Source organism: Paenibacillus turicensis, from assembly GCF_050461185.1.
GTDB lineage: Bacteria > Bacillota > Bacilli > Paenibacillales > Paenibacillaceae > Fontibacillus > Fontibacillus turicensis_A.
On sequence record NZ_JBCMOR010000014.1, the window covers coordinates 52898 to 74172 of the forward strand.

The 21275-nt window shown below is 37.3% G+C and carries 16 protein-coding genes; 13 read left to right on the forward strand and 3 right to left on the reverse strand.

What is annotated here, in order from left to right; translation table 11 throughout:
* Positions 1-59: 59 nt before the first annotated feature.
* Positions 60-1127 carry a BMP family lipoprotein gene (locus ABE099_RS17335; protein WP_430032336.1) on the reverse strand — a complete coding sequence of 356 codons (1068 nt, stop codon included), beginning with the start codon at positions 1125-1127 and terminating at the stop codon, positions 60-62.
* Between the two features lie 387 nt (positions 1128-1514).
* On the opposite strand from ABE099_RS17335, the gene ABE099_RS17340 reads away from it, so the two are divergent.
* On the forward strand, positions 1515-2036 hold the full coding sequence (locus tag ABE099_RS17340; protein WP_430032337.1) for a hypothetical protein: 522 nt from the start codon (positions 1515-1517) through the stop codon (positions 2034-2036).
* A gap of 39 nt (positions 2037-2075) precedes the next feature.
* Here the strand turns inward: ABE099_RS17340 and ABE099_RS17345 are convergent, their stop codons facing one another.
* Complete coding sequence (locus ABE099_RS17345; RefSeq protein WP_430032338.1) at positions 2076-3380, reverse strand: MFS transporter; 1305 nt, start codon at positions 3378-3380, stop codon at positions 2076-2078.
* Between the two features lie 338 nt (positions 3381-3718).
* Between ABE099_RS17345 and ABE099_RS17350 the strand changes: the two genes are divergently transcribed.
* The 11 genes from ABE099_RS17350 to ABE099_RS17400 all read left to right on the forward strand — a co-directional run bounded on the left by ABE099_RS17350 (position 3719) and on the right by ABE099_RS17400 (position 16765).
* A complete protein-coding gene (locus ABE099_RS17350; RefSeq protein WP_430032339.1) occupies positions 3719-5482 on the forward strand; it encodes a glycoside hydrolase family 35 protein in 1764 nt (587 codons plus the stop codon).
* Between the two features lie 179 nt (positions 5483-5661).
* The gene (locus ABE099_RS17355; protein WP_430032340.1) at positions 5662-6039 is read left to right on the forward strand and encodes an MBL fold metallo-hydrolase; all 378 of its coding nucleotides are present in this window, start codon (positions 5662-5664) and stop codon (positions 6037-6039) included.
* A 32-nt stretch (positions 6040-6071) separates the two neighbouring features.
* Positions 6072-6308: a hypothetical protein gene (locus tag ABE099_RS17360; protein WP_430032341.1), complete on the forward strand. Its 237-nt coding sequence runs from the start codon at positions 6072-6074 to the stop codon at positions 6306-6308.
* A gap of 150 nt (positions 6309-6458) precedes the next feature.
* Complete coding sequence (locus ABE099_RS17365; RefSeq protein ID WP_430032342.1) at positions 6459-8813, forward strand: M13-type metalloendopeptidase; 2355 nt, start codon at positions 6459-6461, stop codon at positions 8811-8813.
* A 215-nt stretch (positions 8814-9028) separates the two neighbouring features.
* Positions 9029-10165 (forward strand): NADH-dependent flavin oxidoreductase, encoded by a 1137-nt coding sequence (locus tag ABE099_RS17370; RefSeq protein ID WP_430032343.1) that lies wholly within the window; start codon positions 9029-9031, stop codon positions 10163-10165.
* A 164-nt stretch (positions 10166-10329) separates the two neighbouring features.
* Positions 10330-10890, forward strand: coding sequence for an RNA 2'-phosphotransferase (locus ABE099_RS17375; RefSeq protein WP_430032344.1), 561 nt, complete (start codon positions 10330-10332; stop codon positions 10888-10890).
* 43 nt (positions 10891-10933) lie between these two features.
* Positions 10934-11653 (forward strand): SDR family NAD(P)-dependent oxidoreductase, encoded by a 720-nt coding sequence (locus tag ABE099_RS17380; protein WP_430032345.1) that lies wholly within the window; start codon positions 10934-10936, stop codon positions 11651-11653.
* A gap of 506 nt (positions 11654-12159) precedes the next feature.
* Complete coding sequence (locus tag ABE099_RS17385; RefSeq protein WP_430032346.1) at positions 12160-12795, forward strand: TetR/AcrR family transcriptional regulator; 636 nt, start codon at positions 12160-12162, stop codon at positions 12793-12795.
* Between the two features lie 79 nt (positions 12796-12874).
* Positions 12875-15199 carry an FtsX-like permease family protein gene (locus ABE099_RS17390; protein WP_430032347.1) on the forward strand — a complete coding sequence of 775 codons (2325 nt, stop codon included), beginning with the start codon at positions 12875-12877 and terminating at the stop codon, positions 15197-15199.
* A 3-nt stretch (positions 15200-15202) separates the two neighbouring features.
* On the forward strand, positions 15203-15961 hold the full coding sequence (locus ABE099_RS17395; RefSeq protein WP_430032348.1) for an ABC transporter ATP-binding protein: 759 nt from the start codon (positions 15203-15205) through the stop codon (positions 15959-15961).
* 234 nt (positions 15962-16195) lie between these two features.
* The gene (locus tag ABE099_RS17400; protein ID WP_430032349.1) at positions 16196-16765 is read left to right on the forward strand and encodes a hypothetical protein; all 570 of its coding nucleotides are present in this window, start codon (positions 16196-16198) and stop codon (positions 16763-16765) included.
* 136 nt (positions 16766-16901) lie between these two features.
* Here ABE099_RS17400 and ABE099_RS17405 read toward each other — a convergent pair whose 3' ends face one another.
* A complete protein-coding gene (locus tag ABE099_RS17405; protein ID WP_430032350.1) occupies positions 16902-17930 on the reverse strand; it encodes a DMT family transporter in 1029 nt (342 codons plus the stop codon).
* Positions 17931-18101: 171 nt separating this feature from the next.
* On the opposite strand from ABE099_RS17405, the gene ABE099_RS17410 reads away from it, so the two are divergent.
* Positions 18102-21215: an ATP-binding protein gene (locus tag ABE099_RS17410; RefSeq protein ID WP_430032351.1), complete on the forward strand. Its 3114-nt coding sequence runs from the start codon at positions 18102-18104 to the stop codon at positions 21213-21215.
* Positions 21216-21275 lie beyond the last annotated feature (60 nt).

Below are 21275 nucleotides of genomic sequence, written 5' to 3' on the forward strand. Positions count from 1 at the left end.
TGATTGATCACACTGGCCTTGCTGTTATTGGATTTTAAATTTAGTAAATCTATCTTTAATTACTCAGCAGGAACTTTGATTTCACCGCTAATAATTTTTTGCTTGTATTCTTCCACTTTATCAAGGATGTCTTTAGGTACGTTTACACTTGATGTATCAGAGATACCTACACCATCATCTTTTAAAGTAAGGTTAGTGATTTGACCACCTTTGAATGTACCATCAATAACTTGTTGGGATACGTTTTTAACAGCAACGTCAACACGCTTAATCATTGAAGTAAGGGTAACATCAGTACCAAATTCAATGGATTGGTCTTTATCTACACCGATAACCCATACTTTGTTAGCACCACCAGCAGCATTACGAGTAGTTGCTTCGTTAAATACACCATTACCTGTTTGTCCAGCAGCAGGGAAGATGATGTCTGCGCCATCGTTGTACAATTGGCTTGCAAGGGATTTACCAGAGTCTGGTTTGTCATACCCACCTGCATAAGTAACAGTTAGCTTCGCATTTGGATTAACCGCTTCGATCCCAGCTTTGAAACCAACCTCAAAACGTTTGATAACAGGGCTTTCCATACCACCGATAAAGCCAATTTTATTTGTTTTAGTAGTTAAACCAGCTACAACACCTACTAAGAAGGAACCTTCGTTTTCAGCAAAAGTAACAGATTGTACGTTTGGACCTTCTACCACGTTATCGATAATCGCAAAATTTCCATTTGGATTAGCAGCTGCTACTTCTTTAAGTGGATCACCTAAGTCAAAACCGATTGCCCATGTTAAGGCATAACCACCTTGAACAAATTGAGTCAAGTTAGGAATGTAGTCAGCACTAGATGCACTTTGAAGATATTGAATATCAATTCCTTGTTCCTTTTTTAATGCTTCTAAAGCTTCCCAAGAAGATTCATTAAAGGATTTGTCATTAACGCCACCGATGTCGGTTACAAGACCAATCTTAATTTTAGAAGCCTTGTCTTTGTTTTCTCCAGCTTCACTTTTTGTTCCGGAATTAGCACCTTTGTCATTTGCTGCCTTTTCGCTTTTACTACCGCACCCTGTCAAAATCATTGTCAAAGCCAGCACCATCACGAGTGAATACTTAAAGACCTTGTTCATTAATGTAAAATCCCCCTTAAAAATTTTGTCTAATTCTGTTCAGTCAGATTATACCCTGAAAAATACTTTAAATCCATACTTTTAATGACCTGAGGTTAAATAATTTTCGTCTTTTTTAGAGAGGAAACGCTTACTTTGAATAAAGTTTACATGGAATGTTTCATATTACTTAACCTTTAAGTTGTGGAAGCCCTTTCACAACTGCAAATTGCATATACTTATGTTGCTCTGCCTTTTATTTTTTTACGCATTTTCATTCAAATTTCTACATAATAAAACACGAGACTGCAAAAACATTTTTATACGATTTAAAGTTGTTTTTATTAATTAGAGGAGAATTAAGGTTATGTTAGAGTATAATTACATCTACATTGGAGGTTGGATAAGATGAAGATACCACTACCTGTATTTGATGAACAGCAGTTAAATGAAGTGAAGCTACTCATTGATCAAGCAGCGGAGTTAATGGAGAAGAACGTTCAACATAATTTTGATGAGATCAATGGGCTTGCTAAACGTCTAGAGGTTTTGGTAGGTAAACCCATTGATATTTTTCAATTCAATCATTATTGGTCACACAGTAGTCTGGATGATATCGCGAAATTATTGCTTATGCCAGAGCCCCCACAATGCGAATTAAGTAATGAAGACATCACTCATATTTTAATTCATTTTTTTGACTACTTAAATGAGTATGGAGAAGTGGGCTCAGAATATGTGCTTGCTTATTTGGCTAAAAATACTGGCTTAAACAATATGGTTAACTATATTTATCACCCTTCTGAGGTGGGATTAATTTTAGATGAGAATTTAGATGAGGAACAAGTCATGAGGGCGATTGCAAATAAAATTATTGAAGATCGGTATAATCCGGATCAGCGTCAGAAGCCAAATGTTATTTTACTATAATATAATAAAATCTTGGGGCATATAGCCCCTAATTATATTTCATTCTTCCTTCTCTAATTGCCAAATATGCTTATTTGCTCTGAATGGTAAGCAGGTTAATACACCAAATATGCCAAGCACACAAAATAGTAATGCTGCACCAGAACCTTTTCCTGTCCCAAACAGTATTCCCCACCAGCTAGTTGAGGCTTGTGCCGCCATAAATGGTTCAAAAACGTGATCAATGAGAAGACCACCACACAAATAACCAAGTGGAATTGTAAAGAACTGTAGAGTGTTCCTCGCAGAATAAACAAGGCCTTGCATATGGACAGGGACTTTACTTCGTAAAAGAGCATCCATATTTGCACTCATAAATGGTATGAAAATCCATCCGAGTATAGCACCCACACACCATACTGCCGTGCTGCTTCCAAAGGCAAGAATAAAGTTTTCAGTACTCATCGAAAAAAGTAAACTGTTATATATTACCCTCACTCTGCTTTTGGGTGCGGGCATAATAGTAACGAATACACTTCCAATTACGGTAGCGATGCCTGTGGCAGATTGAATCAAACCAAGCGACACTTCTCCACCGTTTGGACGAGATAAGATCATTGCAGGCAAAGTTGCATTAAATATTGAAGCAGTGAAATTAATAATAGCTAGAAATAAAATTAAATCTAGAATTCCGCGATGGTCACGTAAGTAAATAAGCCCTTTTTTAGCAGACTGAAGGATTGAATCTTGTTGAATTAAGCTTTGGTTAGATGCATTAGGAATTTTTATAACAAAAAGCAAGGAATTAAAAGCAATAATGAACGTAACTAAATCAATAATAATAATGAAGTAAATACTACCAAAAGCAAGTAAAATGCTTGCTATGACAGGTGTTAGTACAGTCACAATTGAGTTAGATAATGAACGAAGACCACTTACCTTCTGATAATGCTTCTGAGGCGTCAATAGTGTAATGGTAACATCTGATGCAGGTTGTTGTACTGTATTCATAACACCATTTAAAGTATTAATAAGGTATAAATGCCAAATTTCAAGCTTGCCCGTCATAATTAAAACCAAAACAATAGATGTGCATATAGCCGCGAAGCTATCGCTCAAAAGCATGATCAGCTTTTTGTTCCAACGATCACTTAATGCGCCAGCAAATATACTTAATATTACGTAGGGTGCATAAGTACAAATCGCTAAAAGGGAAGTGATAAGGGCGGACCCATGCTGTTGATATGACCAAATTACTAATGCAAAATTAGTCATTGAGCTACCTAGTGTAGATAATGACTGTGTTACCCATAAAATGAAAAACTGATGTAATTCCTTTAAAATAGTTTTGTAATTGTTTATCATGACCTTGCTCCTCTTTCAATTAATCTAATGATTAAACTGAAAGTGCAAGGTGAATGGACGTATCGATTCGCTCCATGCAATTCGTCCTATTCAGACCTTGCACGGAGCTGAGAGTATGCAGAGCTTCATTAGTATCCCATCCTTAGAGCCCTGTTAGAGTAGTAATAGAAGGCTCGAATTTTATAAACAATAGTCTTCGTTTTTATTTTACCATGTAAGGTGGTGATATGGTTACTTGAATGAAAGCGTTATTTTAAACCTTTAGCTAAATGAACATCTATGCTATTCTGTATACGACAATCTAATAAAAAATACACTTCTTCAAGGAGGATCACAGCGTGGATCAGCACATTCAGCAATCTTCATTTGCAATTCGTGAGCAGTTTTACCTGAATGACAAACCATTTAAAATTATATCAGGAGCGATTCATTATTTTCGTGTTGTCCCACAGTATTGGCGGGATCGATTAGAAAAGCTGAAGGCGTTAGGCTGTAATACAGTAGAAACGTATGTGCCATGGAATATGCACGAGCCTCAAGAAGGTGAGTTTTGCTTTACAGGTATGTATGATTTGCGTAAATTCATTCAAACTGCGGCTGAGCTTGGTTTATACGTCATTGTAAGGCCATCCCCATACATTTGTGCCGAGTGGGAATTTGGTGGATTACCGTATTGGTTGCTACTTGATGGTGAGATGAAGCTGCGCTTTAGTTATCCACCTTATTTAAATAAAGTAGATGCGTATTTTGAACGTTTATTTATGGAAATTAAAGACCTACAAATTGACCAAGGTGGGCCTATTATTTTAATGCAGGTTGAAAATGAATACGGTGGGTATGCGAACGACAAAGCGTATATGAATGCGTTAGTTGATATGATGAAAAAGCATGGTACAACTGTCCCGTTAGTTACTTCTGATGGCCCTTGGCATGATATGCTGGACAATGGCTCCATACAGGATCAGGCATTAGCTACGATTAATTGTGGTTCAAATATTAAGGAACATTATGCTAGACTAAAACAATTTCATGGTGAAGAAAAGCCACTTATGGTTATGGAGTTTTGGATTGGTTGGTTTGACGCATGGGGAGATGAAGAGCATCATACGCGCGATGCAGAAAGTGCTTCCGTTGAATTAGGACATGCATTAGAAGAAGGTAGTGTCAATATTTACATGTTCCATGGTGGAACAAACTTTGGTTTTACAAGTGGGGCAAATTATTATGAGAAGCTAGCTCCAGACACCACATCGTATGATTATGATGCACTTTTAACAGAGTGGGGAGAGATTACACCAAAATACAAGGCTTTTCAAGAAGTGATCAGTCGCTTTACTACCTTACCTGAGGTGAAGTTTTCCACAAATATTAAGAGGAAGGCATTTGGAGAACTAAAAGTAATGGATAAAGTTTCTTTATTTTCTGTAATGGATGAGCTTGCAAAACCAGTAACCTCCCCATATCCATTAACAATGGAAGCCTTGCATCAATCAACAGGATACATTTTATATAAATCAAACTTAGGTAAAAACAGACCCATCGAAGATTTTAGGCTAATCCAATGTACAGATCGTGCGAATGTATTTATTAATGGGAAACTGAAATTTACAAAATATGATTTAGACATGGAAGAAAAAGAAGTTTTCGAGTTAGTTGACCCTGAAAATGAGTTAATGGTACTCGTAGAAAATATGGGTAGAGTAAATTACTCTGTTAAAATGAACAGTCAAGTGAAGGGGATAAAAGGTGGCGTTATTGTAAATGGTGCTTTCCAAAGTGACTGGCAACATTACTCGTTACCTTTAGATAATTTGGAGTTGCTTGATTTTACGAAAAAGTATGAAGAAGGAACCCCTGCATTTTATCGATTTGAGCTTGAGGTAGATGAACCAGCCGATACGTTCCTCGACTTCAGTGGATGGGGCAAAGGAGTGGCGTTTGTTAATGGATTTAACTTAGGTCGTTTCTGGGAGATTGGTCCCCAACGCAGATTGTATATTCCTGCCCCATTATTGAAGGTAGGTCGTAATGAAATCATTTTGTTTGAAACAGAAGGCAAAGTTACAGAGAGGATTACGTTAGAGGCTGATGCTGGGCTCTAGAAAATAGGAGAGTTATTTTAAGAAGTATGCATAGGCATATATAAATATTTGAGGGAAGGGTAGCAATGGCTATCCTTTTTTCTATTTTATGACGTGATTATTATCTCTTACAATATCGCTGAAAGTGTTTATTATACTTGTTAAATTAAACTTAGGATAGGGAAGGGAGCAACAGGAAGATGGAATCTAGACACTTTACTATCGAAGAAGTAACCTCAGGTGTTTATGCATGTATTGCAACTGAAAGAGGAGGGGCAATGAGTAATGCAGGAATCATCGATATGGGGGAGTTCTGTCTTATTTTTGATACCTTTAACACCCCTCAAGCTGGAAAGGATTTAAGAGTTGTAGCAATGGAGTTGCTTGGTAAGCCGATTAAATATGTCATTAATAGCCACTGGCATGGCGATCATATGCGAGGCAATCAGAGTTTTGAGGATGCTGTTATTATTTCTTCAAATCATACAAGAGACATGATGATGAACACGCAAGAGAGTTGGTTAAACCGTTCGTCTCTAGCTATAATCATCCTCTTTTTAGTGATGGCAATCATTTAGATTGGTTACAAGTATTAAATGAGTTAGAAACTATGGGGGAGCATACCATTGTTCCAGGGCATGGCACTGTTGTGGACACGTCTTATTTAATTCATTTAAAGAGCTACATACAAAAACTTATTGAGATTAGTAAACGGGAAATAGAGCATAATGGAGATGACTTTGACGTTAGGCAAGTGAAAATGCCTAATGCTTATGCAGGATGGAGAGCCCCAGATGTCTTTTATAGAAACCTAGAATTTCTCAAACAATTTTATCAAGCACACTAACAGATTAAAGGTCATACTGCATTAATAGTGAAAAGAATCACGAGATTATCAGTTTAAATGAAACCTTGATTGTACATGATTCGTAATTACATGATAAGGTATGTAAATAGTACCAATTTAAGCTTCATATTTTAAGAGGGAGGTTTTGTTTTGAAAAAGTTATTAGCATTTTTATTATCTTCATCTTTGATTCTTACATCACTAGCTCCACATGCGTTAGCTAAAGATGAAAAAACAGCAATGACAAGAGGGGAAGTTGTATCTTATTTACTAAATGTGGCTGACGACTACAACCCTGGTGTAAAGAAAGAGGACATTTTAAAAGGGGATGCTAAAGGGCAAACCAATGAAGAGAGTAATGTTTCGCGTCTAGAAGCACTCATTATGCTTAGCCGTGCCTTCTCTGATTTACCAAAGCCACAAGGTAATGATGCGCGTAGCTTAAATCCCAATGCTACCTTTACAGACATTCCTGCATGGGCACAAGCTGAAATTAATAAAATTGCTGAGACAGGAATTATAAACGGTACAGGAAATGGCAAGCTTGGAGGAAAAGAAGCAGTTACACAGGAGCAATTGACTGCATTAGTCAAGCGTCTGGTTGCTGTGAAAGGAACAAACCCACGTGATGACTATTATGAATTTGTAAATAAGAAGTGGTTAAATGAATCAAAAATAGATGCTGGAGAATTAAGTAATGCAGTGTTTAATGAACTAAATAAACAAAATCAAAAGCGGATTGAAGCCATCATACAAGAGGTTGTAAAGGGTGAACAAACTAAAGGCTCGATCGAGCAAAAAATTGCAGATTTTTATAGCAATGCACGTGATGTAAAGCATCGTAATGAATTGGGGATTAAGCCAGTGGCCCCATATCTTTCAGCCATTAATCAAGCTACAACCATAAAGGAACTTATGAATATAAGCTTAAAGATGGAAAAGGAGATTGGTTATGGCTCCATCTTGTCTTTTGCTGTAATGAGTGATGCTAAAGATAGTAAGGCAAATGCTTTGTATTATGCTGGCATAGGTATCGGGATGGATAAAAATAGTTATGTTTCAGGTAATGCAAACGCTAAACAAGCTTATATTTCCTTTTTGAGTACTATTTATCAAATTGCAGGAGACAATAAGGAGATTGCTGAGAAAAAGGCAAATTCCGTATATGAGTTTGAAAAGGAAATTGCATTGGCTACAATGGATCCTCAAGACCAAGGTGATGTGAATAAATATTATAATCCAGTTACCCTACAGGAATTTGATGATTTATTCCCTACATTAGATATGAAGGATTATTTAAAGCAGGTACAGCTTAATTCGGTAGACAAGCTTATTGTAATGGATAAGGGACAAGTTGCGAAATTGGCACAACTCTTGACTGACCAACATGTCGATGACTTTAAAAACTATATGCAAGCGATGTTACTGATGAATTCCAGTAATCTATTAAATCCAGATTTACAACAAGCAGCTAGTGATTTTCAAGCAAAATTCCTTGGCATTCAAGGTCAGAAAACACAAGATGAACTTGCTCTTAGTTTAACTCAAAGTGTAATGAGTGAATATTTAGGGCAAATGTTTGTCGAACGCCATTTTTCAGCAGAAGCCAAAAAAGATGTTGAGAAGACTGTGAAGGAATTTATTGCTGTTTATAAAGAGCGGATTAAAGCACTTGACTGGATGTCTGAGACAACCAAGGAAAAGGCAATGTTGAAGCTTGATAAAATGACCGTCAAAATTGGGTATCCAGATAAATGGAACGACAATCTAAAGGATGTTAATATCGTTCCTATTAAAGACGGTGGTTCTTTATTTGATAATTTTGTGGCTCTTCGTCAAGCAAATAAAAAAGAGTCTGTTGAATTATTAAACAAGCCAGTTGATAAAAGTGCATGGGCAATGAGTGTGTATACTGTAAATGCATATTACAACCCACTCAACAATGAAATTGTGTTCCCAGCGGGAATTTTACAAGCTCCATTTTATGATATAAATGCTAAGCACGAGACTAATTTAGGTGCAATTGGCATGGTTATCGCGCATGAAATTAGTCATGCTTTTGATAATAAGGGCTCCGCTTATGATGAGAACGGAAATGCCGTAAATTGGTGGACACCTGAAGACTTCAAAAAATTCCAAGAAAAAACCGATAAGGTTATTGCCTATTATAACGGACTCGAAGTTATTCCTGGTGTGTATAACAATGGTAAACTTACTGTAAGTGAAAATATTGCGGATCTAGGTGGAATGGCTACCTCCCTACAGGTTTTATCTAAAATGAAAAATCCAGATTACAAAGCTTATTTTGAAGGCTATGCAACAATTTGGCGTACAACGATGAGTAAGGAAGCAGTAGCGTTTTATATTAACAATGACACACATTCAGCGAGTAAAATTCGCGTAAATCGTACTGTTTCCAGCTTTAAAGAGTTTTATGACACCTATGGCATCACAGAAAAGGATATGATGTATGTTGCACCAGAAAATCGTGTGAGCATCTGGTAATCATGAGCTTCTGATCATCAACGGTAGACTATAAAGGAATGCTGCTTTGTTAGCTTAGGGAAGCCCCTAGCTACGAAGCAGTATTCTTTTTTTTTGAATTATATAGAATTATATGTTAAAAGGTTCACTTTCTTTTTAAAATAGATTGAGTTACACTAAGTACGGTACTTACAAAATTATATGGAATTTAGTGTTAATTCATTGGAGGGATTAAAGTGTTAAGCCCAGATTATAGTCCGTTGTTAGACTCATTTCAATTCAAAAACGGAGTTTCATTAAAGAATCGTTTAGTTATGGCTCCGATGACCAACTTCTCTTCAAATGAGGAAGGGGAAGTTACACAATCTGAACTAAATTATTATATTCGCCGTTCTAAAGGCGTTGGGATGGTAGTTACTGCTTGTGTCTACGTGTCGAGGGGAGGAAAGGGATTCCCAGGGCAATTTGGTAGTGACGATGATAAATTGATCCCTAGCCTAAAGCAACTAGCGGATGCAATTAAGAACCAAGGAGCAAAAGCAGTTATACAAATTTATCATGGCGGGAGTCAAAGTAGTCCTGAATTGTTGCTTGATGGACAACCTGTCAGTGCCAGTAATGTGCCGCCTACGTTAATGAATGGTAGTTTTGGCCCTACTCCACGCCCACTAACTCATGAAGAAATTGAAGGGATTATTACTGATTTTGCTACGACTACACGACGTGCGATTGAGGCTGGATTTGATGGAGTAGAAATTCATGGAGCTAACGGTTACCTGCTACAACAATTTTTCTCCCCACACTCCAATACACGCGATGATCAATGGGGAGGAGATTTACAGCGCCGATTAGCATTCCCTTTAGGGGTTTTACGTGCTGTAAAAGAAGCAGTGAAATTATATGCAACATCGCCATTTCTAGTTGGCTATCGCTTTTCTCCTGAGGAACCTGAAGCAAATGGTATTACGATGGCTGAAACCTTTGCACTCATTGAAGCTCTAAAAGAAGAAGGACTTGACTATCTTCATGTCTCATTGCAAGAGCTGTGGTCTCTACCTCGACGTGGTACTGAAGATCCTCGTCCGCGGATTGAACAAATTGTTGAACATGCTGGTGGTGAACTACCAGTCATTGGCGTGGGTTCTCTTTATACCGCTGAAGATGCCCTAAAGAGCTTAGATAGCGGAATTAGTCTGGTGGCACTTGGACGTCCATTGTTGATTGAACCTGACTTTGTACAAAAAATAGCTGAAGGACGTGCGCACGAAATCGAAACTAAACTAGACCTATCTGCACAAAAAGAGCTAGTCATTCCTGATCCGCTATGGGCTGTCATGAAAAATACTCCAGGTTGGATCCCTGTTAAAGGTTAAGTTAATCTAGCTGAATTTAACGTTAGTATGTTTAGTGTATATAGTTTTATTTATAATAACCTTGAATTGCTGTAAGTATGGGTGATTCAAGGTTGTTTGCATTTGGTATAAGTATAGGTATGGTATAATTTTATATAAAATTTTTACATAAAGGAGGAAACTCCATGAAGAAGCAAACAGAAGATGTGAAGCTAAGCAAAATCATGTCTAAAATGCTCCGACATAAACCAGAGGAAGCTGGGCTTGAATTAGATTTAAGCGATGGTTCTTGTCATATTCGTGACTTCCTAAGAGTGATTCAAAGCTTGCCAGGTTGGGAAAAGGTTAAGCTAACTGATATAGAACGTGTAGTTCGTAACTCAGATAAGCAACGCTTTGAAATTCAAAATGATAGAATTAGAGCGCGCTATGGGCATAGTTATCAAAAAATAGAGTACATTGCTGGTAATCCTCCAGATATCCTTTATCATGGTACGAACGAGCAAGCCTTGCCATTTATTATGGCAGAAGGGTTAGACCCAGTTGGTAGACAATACGTACACTTGTCTGAAAGTACTGAGTTCGCATCATTAGCAGGAAGTCGTCGGGGGAAGCTAGTTATACTTAAAATTGATACAATTAGGGCTAGAGAAGAAGGAATTCCGTTTTATTACGCAGGAAATGAGGTCTGGCTAGCTGAATGGATACCTTGGAAGCTATGTACAATCGAGGAAAGTAAGCTGTAGTCATGATCTTTTTCGAAAGATTTAAATAGGAGGGGGTTAAAGCATGAAAACTTATATCATTTTTGGCGCAAGTAAAGGGCTTGGCGATGCATTTGTAAAGGGAGCTCCTGAGCAAGGCGATCAGGTATGGATTGTGTCCAGAAGTAAACCTGCAAGCTTATTATTAGATGATGGTATTTCACGACATTGGATTTCGGCAGACTTAGCACAGCCCAATGCGTATCAGCAAGTGGTTGAGGCAGTGAAAGATTCACCAATTGATGTGGTGATATATAATGTGGGTATTTGGGAAAAGGAAGGGTTTGAGGAGCATTATAGTTTTGACTTAGATGAGCCTGCAGACATTGCAAATCTTATTCATGTCAATATGACGTCTACAATTACATGTATTCAAGCCTTATTGCCAAACCTTCGTAAATCAGAGGCAGGGAAAATTATTTTAATTGGCTCAACCGCCGCTTTAGATAATACAAATAACCCTCAAGTATCCTTTGTGGCATCGAAGTTTGGTTTACGGGGCATAGCCCATGCCTTGCGAGAGCATGTACGTAAGGATGGAATCGCGGTGACTTGTATTCATCCAGGTGAGCTAGCCGCTGAAATTCCTTATGAAGAGGGCATCGACAAAGCAATTGAAGAATATGATGGTACACGCATTCCAGTACAGGATATTGTGGCAATCGTGAAGTGTATAGTAAGCTTGTCACCTGTTGCATGTGTGAAGGAAATTAGTATTCCAGCGATAAAAGATTTAAATGCCTAAGTTTGGTCTAGAAAAGAATTAGTGGTTTCCGGGTTAAAAAGGATGTCCCAAACCAAGTAACAGCTTGAGTTGGGTGACATCCTTTTTTTTATACTAATTAGGCAAGTCCGTGACCAATCATTGCAAAGGTAACAACAAAAATAATAATATATAGCAGTTACAAAATACAAAATACTCGCCTCCCCACACCGCTCCAAACAAAATTCCAATGATAATGCTAAGCCCGAGCTCTTTTTTACTACGATTATGAAGTATAACTATTTTATTTTTTAACATATTAGACAAAGTATTAAAAATACATAAAGAAACAATAAATGTAAGTATAAAACCTTTATAGTTAGTCATCTTGATAACGAAGTAGAGTTATGTTATTTTATTTATAGACAGACAGTCGGTCTATAGAGGTTGTCTATAATATCATCTATTAATGTAGTCTATAAAGATGAGCTATTAATGTACTCTATGGGTATGATCTATGTACATCTCTATGTTTGGAGGGAAAACAAATGAGAGTAGTTAAACAAGCCGAAGAACGAAGAAATGAAATTTTAGATGCAGCGGATGAGCTATTTAGTGAAAAAGGATTTGATGGTACAAGTACAAACGATATTTTAACCAAGGTTGGGATCGCAAGAGGGACGTTGTATTATCATTTCAAATCCAAAGAAGATATTATGGATGCGCTTATTGAACGTTATAACACCCTATTACTTCAAGCAGCTAAAAAGGCGGCTTCAAATAAAAGTATTCCTGTGTATGAACGCATCATGTCCGTTGTGATGGCGCTGAATATAAGTGATCATGGTGCAGGGCAAATTATGGAGCATATTCATCAGCCTCAAAATGCACTTATGCATCAAAAAATACAAAAGGTGATCATACGAGATGTTCCACCTATTTTAAGTGAAATTATAGAAGAAGGAATTGAACAGCAATTATTTTCAACTCCGTATCCCTACGAATGTATGGAAATGTTACTTATATATTTAAATACGATTTTTGATCTCCACATGATTGAAATGAATGATGAAATTCGTTTATCACGCCTTCAAGCTTTCGCTTTTAATACTGAGCGATTGTTAGGAGCACCTAGTGGAAGCTTACTGTCCGTCATTTCTGTGATGGCGTCAGAACAACATTAAATGAATATTTTTAAATCTAAAACGCTTTAGTAAGTTTTACTAATTCAAATCGGTTATGAAGCTGGGGCAGGGGGTTCTGATGTATCGAAAAATAGTCCAAAATGATGTCGTCAAAAATAAATGGATGTCACTGATCCTGATTTTGTTTATTGCGGCTGCAGCAATGCTAGTTTCATTAGCATCTATGCTTACCGTTCATTTATCAAGCTCTATTGATGTCTTAATGTCTAAGGCAAAAACACCTCATTTTCTGCAAATGCATACTGGAAATATAGAGTCACAGCGACTTGAACAATTCGCAAAAAGCCAAGCTGAGGTTGATCAATATCAGGTGCTTGAGTTTTTACAGATTGATAATACGGCAATTATGATGGGCGGAAAGTCACTTGCAGATAGTGTGCAGGATCATGGATTTGTTACACAAAGCAAGCAATTTGACTTTCTTCTTAATTTAGATGGTGAAGTGATCCATGCTAAGGATGGGGAAATCTATGTCCCAGTGAACTATATGAAGGATAACAGCGCCCAAATTGGTGAAAGCATAGTTGTAAATGGAAGGTCATTCAGCATTGCTGGATTTTTACGAGATTCACAAATGAACTCCTTATTAGCATCTTCTAAACGCTTCCTAATTAGTGAAAATGATTATGCACAACTAAAAACACAAGCCGAAGGCAAGCTCCAATATTTGATTGAATTTAGATTAACCGATCTATCTCAGGTGGGATCATTTCAGACTGCATATACGACAGCAGGACTTGAGGCTAATGGTCCAACGCTCACCTATTCACTTTTTAAAATGCTCAATGCCATTTCGGATGGGCTGATGATTGCGGTTATTTTACTTGTTAGTTTGCTTGTGGTGATCATCGCAATGATGTGTATTCGTTTTACGTTGCTAGCAAAGATGGAGGATGAATATCGTGATATTGGTGTGATGAAGGCGATTGGATTTCGAGCAGCTAGCATTAAAAAAATATATTTAATCCCCTATGCTGTTATGGCAGGAATAGGTTGTATGCTTGGCTTTATCATTTCGTATTTATGTAAGGGATTATTGCTGCACAATATACGTTTGTACATGGGCGAAGTCGAGGATTCTATTTTTAGCCTAGTTATAGGTCTAGTTGGAATTTTAATAATTTTTGTATTGGTCACTGTGTATGTGAATATTGTGTTGAGACGGTTCCGTCAAATATCGGCAACAGAGGCATTACGTTACGGGGCAGCGCAGGGTACTGGAGCAGGTAGCAAAAGATTTAATTTGAGTAGCAGTAAGTGGCTAAATACCAATCTATTTTTAGGCTTTAAGGATGTTTTATTAAGGAAAAAGATGTATATCACCATGCTCATTGTTTTAATGATGTCTACCTTTATTATGCTTGTTCCCCATCACTTATATCATACTATCTCATCAGATAACTTTATACGTTACATGGGAATTGGGAAAAGTGATTTGCGTATAGATATTCCTCAGGGTGATCAAACGCGTAGTCAAGAGATGCAGCTTGAACAAATGCTAAGAAATGATTCTGACATCCAAAAGTATGCTGTTTTCCATACGAAATCATTTATGATAAAGCGTGAAAATGGGTCAGAGCAATTGATCAAGATCGAATTAGGTAATCATCATATCTTCCCTTTAAGCTACAGTGAAGGCGGGGCGCCTAAGCTCGAAAATGAAATTGCCCTTTCATTATTGTTGTCACAAGAGCTTGGAAAAAAAGTTGGAGATTCAATGACAATAAAACAGCAAGGGGGATTTAAACCCTTTACGGTTAGTGGAATTTATTCTGATATTACAAACGGTGGAAAAACAGCAAAAGCTACCTTTACCGATGAGTCAGCAAATACAATTTGGAGCATTATGTATGCTCAGCTTGGAGATTCTGCACCCGTTGCTCATAAGGTAAAACAATATTCAGATGAATTTCATTTTGCCAAAATGACAGGTATAGATGATTTTAAAGCACAAACCTTTGGTTCAACGATAAGCTCTATCAAATTAGCTTCTTATGTGGCAGCGGGAATTGCCTTAATTTTAACTATGCTAATTACATTGCTGTTCACTAAAATGCTAGTGGCGAAGGATAAGTTTTCCATTGGTGTGATGAAAGCACTTGGCTTTAGAAATGATGATGTTATGAAGCAATATTTTTCTCGTTCCATCCTTGTTGCGTTGATCGCATTAATACTTGGCATTTTTCTTGCTAATTATGTAGGGGCATTTGTGGTGGGAGGGATTTTATCTTCATTTGGAGCTAGCTCATTTCAATTTGAAGTTTCGCCTTTTATCGCTTATGTGATTAGTCCGTTACTCCTCATTATTTCAGTGTTTATTGCAACCTTGCTCGGAGCTTCAGATGTTAACAAAATCAAAATCTATGAAAATATAAAGGAGTAGCTTATGGAAAAGCTGTTGGCTGCAAATGGAATCGTAAAATATTTAGGTGTAGGCAATGAAAGAAGTAGAGTGCTTGATCAGATTTCAGTTGATATTTATGAGGGTGAGTTTGTAGCAATTATGGGGCCTTCAGGTTCAGGAAAGTCAACCTTGATGTATGCGTTAAGTGGGATGGATCACGTCGATGAGGGGGCTGTTATTTTTAATGGTAAAGACTTGGCATCCTTTCATGAGGATGAACGAGCGGATTTACGTCGGACCAAGATGGGGTTTGTGTTTCAGCAGCCTACCTTATTAAAAAATTTGAATGTATTTGACAATATTATTTTGCCATCGATGCTTAATAATCGAAAGCAGCTTGAGCAGTTAACAAAGCGAGCAAGAAACCTTATGCATAAAACAGGAATTGAAGCTTTAGCTAAACGTGCAGTGACAGAGGTTTCAGGAGGACAACTTCAACGTGTGGGTATTTGTCGTGCACTGATGAGTGAACCTAAAGTAATTTTTGGGGACGAACCTACAGGGGCATTAAACTCTAAATCAGCAAATGAAATTATGGATATTTTTAATGATATTCATGCAGAAGGAACAACAATTGTGCTTGTTACTCATGACATTAAGGTGGCGGCGCGTACAGAACGAGTTTTATTTATGTCGGATGGTCGTATTGTTGATGAGCTTCGCTTGCCTCAAGCAAGTAAGGGCAATCTGGAGGAACATATTGATCTTGTTACAGCTAAAATGAGAGAGTTGGAAATCTGATATAAATTAGAGATTGATATTAGATTTTATCCAGTACAAGTGGAATTGCTAGTTGATTCCACTTTTTTGTTGTTTTAAAATCGCCACACTGATTAAAGTCAATATTCTGTCACAAGTAGCATTCTTGAAAATAATACCATTTTATTTTATAATATATTTACCATATGTTGTATTTTTACACTAAAAAATTCATAATAACCATGTTGCCAAACTGTACTAAAGGGAGGATTTTTTATGAAGAAAATTTTTTCGTTTTTACTTTGTCTGATTTGTAGTCTAAGTCTTTCTTTACCTGCATGGGCTGTTGACACCAGTCAAGAAAATGAGATTCGTATAGGATATGCTGAATATGATCTGTCAGAGTTAATAGGAACCAATGCACTTACGGCTACTAGAGAAAGAAAAGAAGTCACTGCGGGTACAGTCACTGCAAGATTGTTTAACGCTCCATCAGGATTCATCACAGGTAAGAGCCCAACATTTAAAATTTCTGGTCTTCCGTCTACAGCTAAAATCACAAATGTAGAAGCCTGGAATCCTTCTAAAAGCAACATTACTCAAGGTAAATATACTGCAATAGAACAAATTCAAGTCTACTGTGGCTCAAAGGAATCAGGATTTTTTAAATATTGGGTAACATCTGAGCCTACCAGTAGTTATCCTTGCAATACTACAGGTCTTAATGGATTAAATCCTAACAATACTTATACTATAGAAATTACAGGGAGAGTTTTAAGTAATTATACTGGGATGGATGGGTTTACGATTAGAGGTACTAAGGTTCGTGTTACTTATAGTTATTAGTCCATTATAAAAATACAATAATTAGCAGAATGGCAACTTGATTATAGTAATATCTCTATATACAAAAGACAGGGACAACCGTACCCTGTCTTTTGTATTAAACTGTAACATTAAATTGATGAACTCTTTGGGTCATCTACAGCATTTTAATTAAAAACACACCTGCAAGCATTATAACCAGCCCCAAAATCTGAATTGGTCTTACTTTAATTCGATTGGATCGTAGTAGTCCAAATTGTTCTACGAGTAAGCTACCTGTAATTTGTCCAAATAAAGCAAGCATAACCGTTTGCCCTGTCCCAATTTTACCAACAAGAAACGCATTACCAAGTACATATACCGCGCCTAAAATTCCGCCAATCCATACCCACCATGGAGCTGATAGCTTAATAGGCTGTAATACATTAGTCATTGATCGATCCTTAATCATAACAATAAAAATAAGTATAACGAGTCCTACAAAAAAGGAAATAAAGGCGGCGTGAACGGGTGAGTGGAGCACCTTTCCTAACTGTCCGTTAATCGCAGCTTGAGTTGCCATGAGCATGCCAGAGCCAATACCGATAAACCGCCATAACCATTGACTTGATTCAGATCTAGAATTTAGATTCTGATCCACCTTATTATCAATTTCTGATTTAATAGCTTTGTTAGCCTTACTAGGTTCCTCTGTATGAGTGGCTTGTTCCTTTAGCTGTTTGTACCGACGATATTGCAAAATTTCCCCGAGGGCAACTGCCAGAAACACACCTAATAGTACTAAAATTACACCCGATACTCGATTCATACTGAATGGTTGCTTGGGGGAACGGAAAAATCCAAAATGATCGATAACCATACTCATCATAATCATACCTAATATAGGCATCACTGATGTTTGTACACTACCTAGCTTTGGAAATAAAAGAATGTTTGTCGTTAAAGCAACAACACCAAGTAAGCCGCCTATCCAGATCCATAGTGGTTCGTCTGTAAATACATGAAGTGGGACACCCAAGGAAGAGCCATTAAGAAGGGTAGCGGCAGTGAGAAATATACAACCGATAGCAAAGGAGATCAAGGAGGCTAAAAATGGTGAGATGACGAATTTCCTTAGCTGAGAGTTGATCGCTGTTTGCATGGCTAAGCCAATTCCGATTGCTATCCCAAAAAGGGCAAAAAACATCAATGTTCACTCCTATAAGTAATTAATAAAAAAAGTGGAGCAAAAAACATAAGTATTTTAATTTTACTATGTTTTAAGTAGATTACAATGCTGATGTTGAATTTACAAAAGGCATTCAGTATATTGAACAGAGATATATTTGTTAATGGAAATTAATTCTTTAAGGAGCTAATGGTGTTGTCCAAGCTAAATAAAAATCAAATTATCAAACTAACGGGTATTATTGTACTTTTTCTAATTATACTTACAGGGGCACGTTTACTTTGGTTTGCTAACTTTAACCATACGGATCAGCCCTATGCTGTTGATGGGCAACTAGATTTACGACAATGGACAAAGTGGGGAGAGCAAACTGTTACACTTGATGGGGATTGGGAGTTTTATGCTAATACATGGCTAATAGATGGAGAAAATAACGAACCATCCGCGCAACTGGAACATTTAAAGCATGAACTTATTCCTGTACCTGGGGGGTGGAACTCGTATTTAGAGGAAGGCAAGTCAACCCCCTATGGTTACGGCTCTTACCGTCTTAAAATATTAGTAGATTCAGATCAAGACATAACCTATCGCATACGTATAACGAGTATTCGAAGTGCGTCAGAGCTATATGTTAATGGACAACTAATAAATAAATTGGGTAATCCAGCAACGAGCTTAGAGGAATATACTGCTGATAATGAACCCGTCACTGTTTCTTTAAGGCCTAATCAAGAGGGCGTTATCGATCTTGTCATACAAGCAGCTAACTTTAAGGACCCTAGGTCTGGTGGAATTGTTCGTTCTATGAAGTTTGGAGCGGAGGCGCAGGTGGATAAAGAGATTCATTTGTCAGTAACGATGCAGCAGTTAGTTTCCTTCGTGTTTCTTATCCACGCATTATACGCAATTGTTATTTATCTTGTTGGCGAAAGGGATAAGCGTCTACTGTACCTCTCAATGCTAGCGCTAACGAGCATATTTACTGCATTAATTAGTAGTGAAGACAAATTGTTGCATTATTGGTTTCCAATTAACTATGATTTGAGTTTTAGGCTCACACAACTTTCGATGTGCTTGTTTTCATTTATGTTACTGAAATGTATTGAAGATCGAATTCCAGCAAAATGGCGTAAATGGTATATCGTCAGTGTAGTATATTGTTTCGTGTATGGATCCATTGTTTTATTTGCGCCTGTAACTTGGAGTATACTTCTTCAGCCCTTTATATTAGTACTTAGTATCATTGTCGCAGCCTTAGTGATCATCGTAATGTTTCAAATCAAATTTAACGATATATACCATAGCTTATTATTGATATTATCCTTACTTGCACTACTTAATAATACAGTCTGGTACGGAATCTTTCTTTTTAATGGAACTAAAATTCTATATTATCCGTTTGATCTCATTATATCTACCATGTGTCTTTCCAGTGTATGGTTTAGAAACTATTTTAAAGTAAGTTCAGAGGCAAGAAAGCTGAATACGAAGCTACAAAAGGCAAATAAGCTTAAAGATCAATTTTTAGCGAATACCTCGCATGAATTGCGTAATCCGTTGCATGGAATCTTAAATATCTCTCAAATTGTGTTAGAGAGAGAAAATGAAAAATTAAATGCTACAAGTATAAAAGAGCTAGAAATGGTGCTGAGTGTAGGACGAAGAATGTCCTTGATGTTAAATGATTTACTGTTTGCTGTGTCGCTGAATGAAAGTACGCCACGATTAAATTGTGGACCCACCTCGATTCAATCTATTGCTACAGGTGTGATAGATATGCTTTTATATATGAAAGCGGGAAAAGAGGTTAAGCTTGTAAACGCCATTCCTCACGATTTCCCTAAGGTATATGCCGATGAAAATCGTGTGACTCAAATCGTATTTAATTTATTGCAAAATGCATTAAAATACACCGATGTTGGTGAGGTTTCGATTCAAGCTATAGCACAAGATGGAAAAGCATACATCTCAATACAGGATACAGGGATTGGGATGAACCCCAATACGTTACAACTTGTGTTTGAACCCTATGAGCAAGCAAGTCCAGAACGAGCTAAGCTTGAAGGTGGTTTTGGGTTAGGCTTAGGGATCAGCAAGCAGCTAGTAGAATTGCATGGAGGAACATTAGAGGTGTCTTCAACGGTTGGGGAAGGGACAACATTTACATTTACTTTAGATTTGTTCAAAAGTGTGGAAGGGCAGTCGTTAGAAGCGATGAAGCTAACCGCAGTTACCAGTGATGTAGAAGCAACCCCTTTTTCCATAGAGGATACAACAAAGGAAGAAAAGCACCATACGAAATCTAAACCAAATACGGGTAACCCAAGAGTATTAATCGTGGATGATGATGTTATCAATTTAAAGGTGCTAGAGGCGATTTTATCATTAGAGGAATACGTTATTACTTCTGTTGCCAGTGGTGAGCAGGCACTAGAATGCATAGATACACAGGAGTGGGATCTAGTTATTTCAGATGTAATGATGCCTAAAATGTCAGGTTATACACTAACCCGTAAAATTCGCGAGCGTTTCACCTTAACAGAGCTTCCCATTTTATTGTTAACCGCCAGAAGTCATCCTGATGATATCGAGAAGGGGTTTAAGTCAGGAGCTAATGATTATGTAACCAAACCCGTTGAATCGTTAGAGCTAAGGTCTAGAGTTCGTGCCTTAACTGAGGTGCGACGATCAGCAAGGGAACGACTAAGAATGGAGTCAGCATGGCTACAAGCACAAATTCAACCCCACTTTTTATTTAATACATTAAATGCTGTTGCAGCTTTAAGTGAAATTGATCTAGATCGTATGCGAGATTTGCTAGAGGTGTTTAGCGAATTTTTGCATGATCGATTTAAAATTCAAAATATTGATCAATTAAGTAATGTTGAAGATGAGCTAAATATTGTGCGTTCCTATTTGTATATTGAAGCAGAGCGCTTTGGAGAGCGACTTCATGTCGAGTGGGATATAGAAAGTGATCCTAATTTACAGCTTCCGCTTTTCACGATTCAACCTTTAGTTGAAAATGCGATTCGCCATGGTATTATGAAACGAGTAGAAGGGGGCACTATTGTTATTTCAATTAAACGTTTCCCATCTTTTACGAAAATTTCAGTCATTGATGACGGTGTGGGCATGTCGGAGGACATACTGGTGCGGCTTCAACAAAAAACAGTGGAGACGAATTCAGGTGTTGGTTTGCTAAATACGGATCTAAGGTTGAAGCGTCAATTTGGCTCTGGTCTAGAAATCCACAGTACGCTTGGTCAAGGTACCGAAGTTTCATTTATCGTGAAAAACTAAATATATAGCTAGAAAAAATCATCCTACTCGTTCAACCGAAAGGATGATTTTTTTATTTAG

Bases quoted from the DNA above. Each gene is read 5' to 3' on its own strand.
- ABE099_RS17360 (WP_430032341.1), top strand. From the start codon at position 6,072: ATGGGGGAGCATACCATTGTTCCAGGGCATGGCACTGTTGTGGACACG.
- ABE099_RS17400 (WP_430032349.1), top strand. From the start codon at position 16,196: ATGAAGAAAATTTTTTCGTTTTTACTTTGTCTGATTTGTAGTCTAAGT.
- ABE099_RS17405 (WP_430032350.1), bottom strand. From the start codon at position 17,930: ATGTTTTTTGCCCTTTTTGGGATAGCAATCGGAATTGGCTTAGCCATG.
- ABE099_RS17375 (WP_430032344.1), top strand. From the start codon at position 10,330: ATGAAGAAGCAAACAGAAGATGTGAAGCTAAGCAAAATCATGTCTAAA.
- ABE099_RS17390 (WP_430032347.1), top strand. From the start codon at position 12,875: ATGTATCGAAAAATAGTCCAAAATGATGTCGTCAAAAATAAATGGATG.
- ABE099_RS17335 (WP_430032336.1), bottom strand. From the start codon at position 1,127: ATGAACAAGGTCTTTAAGTATTCACTCGTGATGGTGCTGGCTTTGACA.
- ABE099_RS17380 (WP_430032345.1), top strand. From the start codon at position 10,934: ATGAAAACTTATATCATTTTTGGCGCAAGTAAAGGGCTTGGCGATGCA.
- ABE099_RS17410 (WP_430032351.1), top strand. From the start codon at position 18,102: ATGGTGTTGTCCAAGCTAAATAAAAATCAAATTATCAAACTAACGGGT.
- ABE099_RS17385 (WP_430032346.1), top strand. From the start codon at position 12,160: ATGAGAGTAGTTAAACAAGCCGAAGAACGAAGAAATGAAATTTTAGAT.
- ABE099_RS17345 (WP_430032338.1), bottom strand. From the start codon at position 3,380: ATGATAAACAATTACAAAACTATTTTAAAGGAATTACATCAGTTTTTC.
- ABE099_RS17355 (WP_430032340.1), top strand. From the start codon at position 5,662: ATGGAATCTAGACACTTTACTATCGAAGAAGTAACCTCAGGTGTTTAT.
- ABE099_RS17340 (WP_430032337.1), top strand. From the start codon at position 1,515: ATGAAGATACCACTACCTGTATTTGATGAACAGCAGTTAAATGAAGTG.
- ABE099_RS17395 (WP_430032348.1), top strand. From the start codon at position 15,203: ATGGAAAAGCTGTTGGCTGCAAATGGAATCGTAAAATATTTAGGTGTA.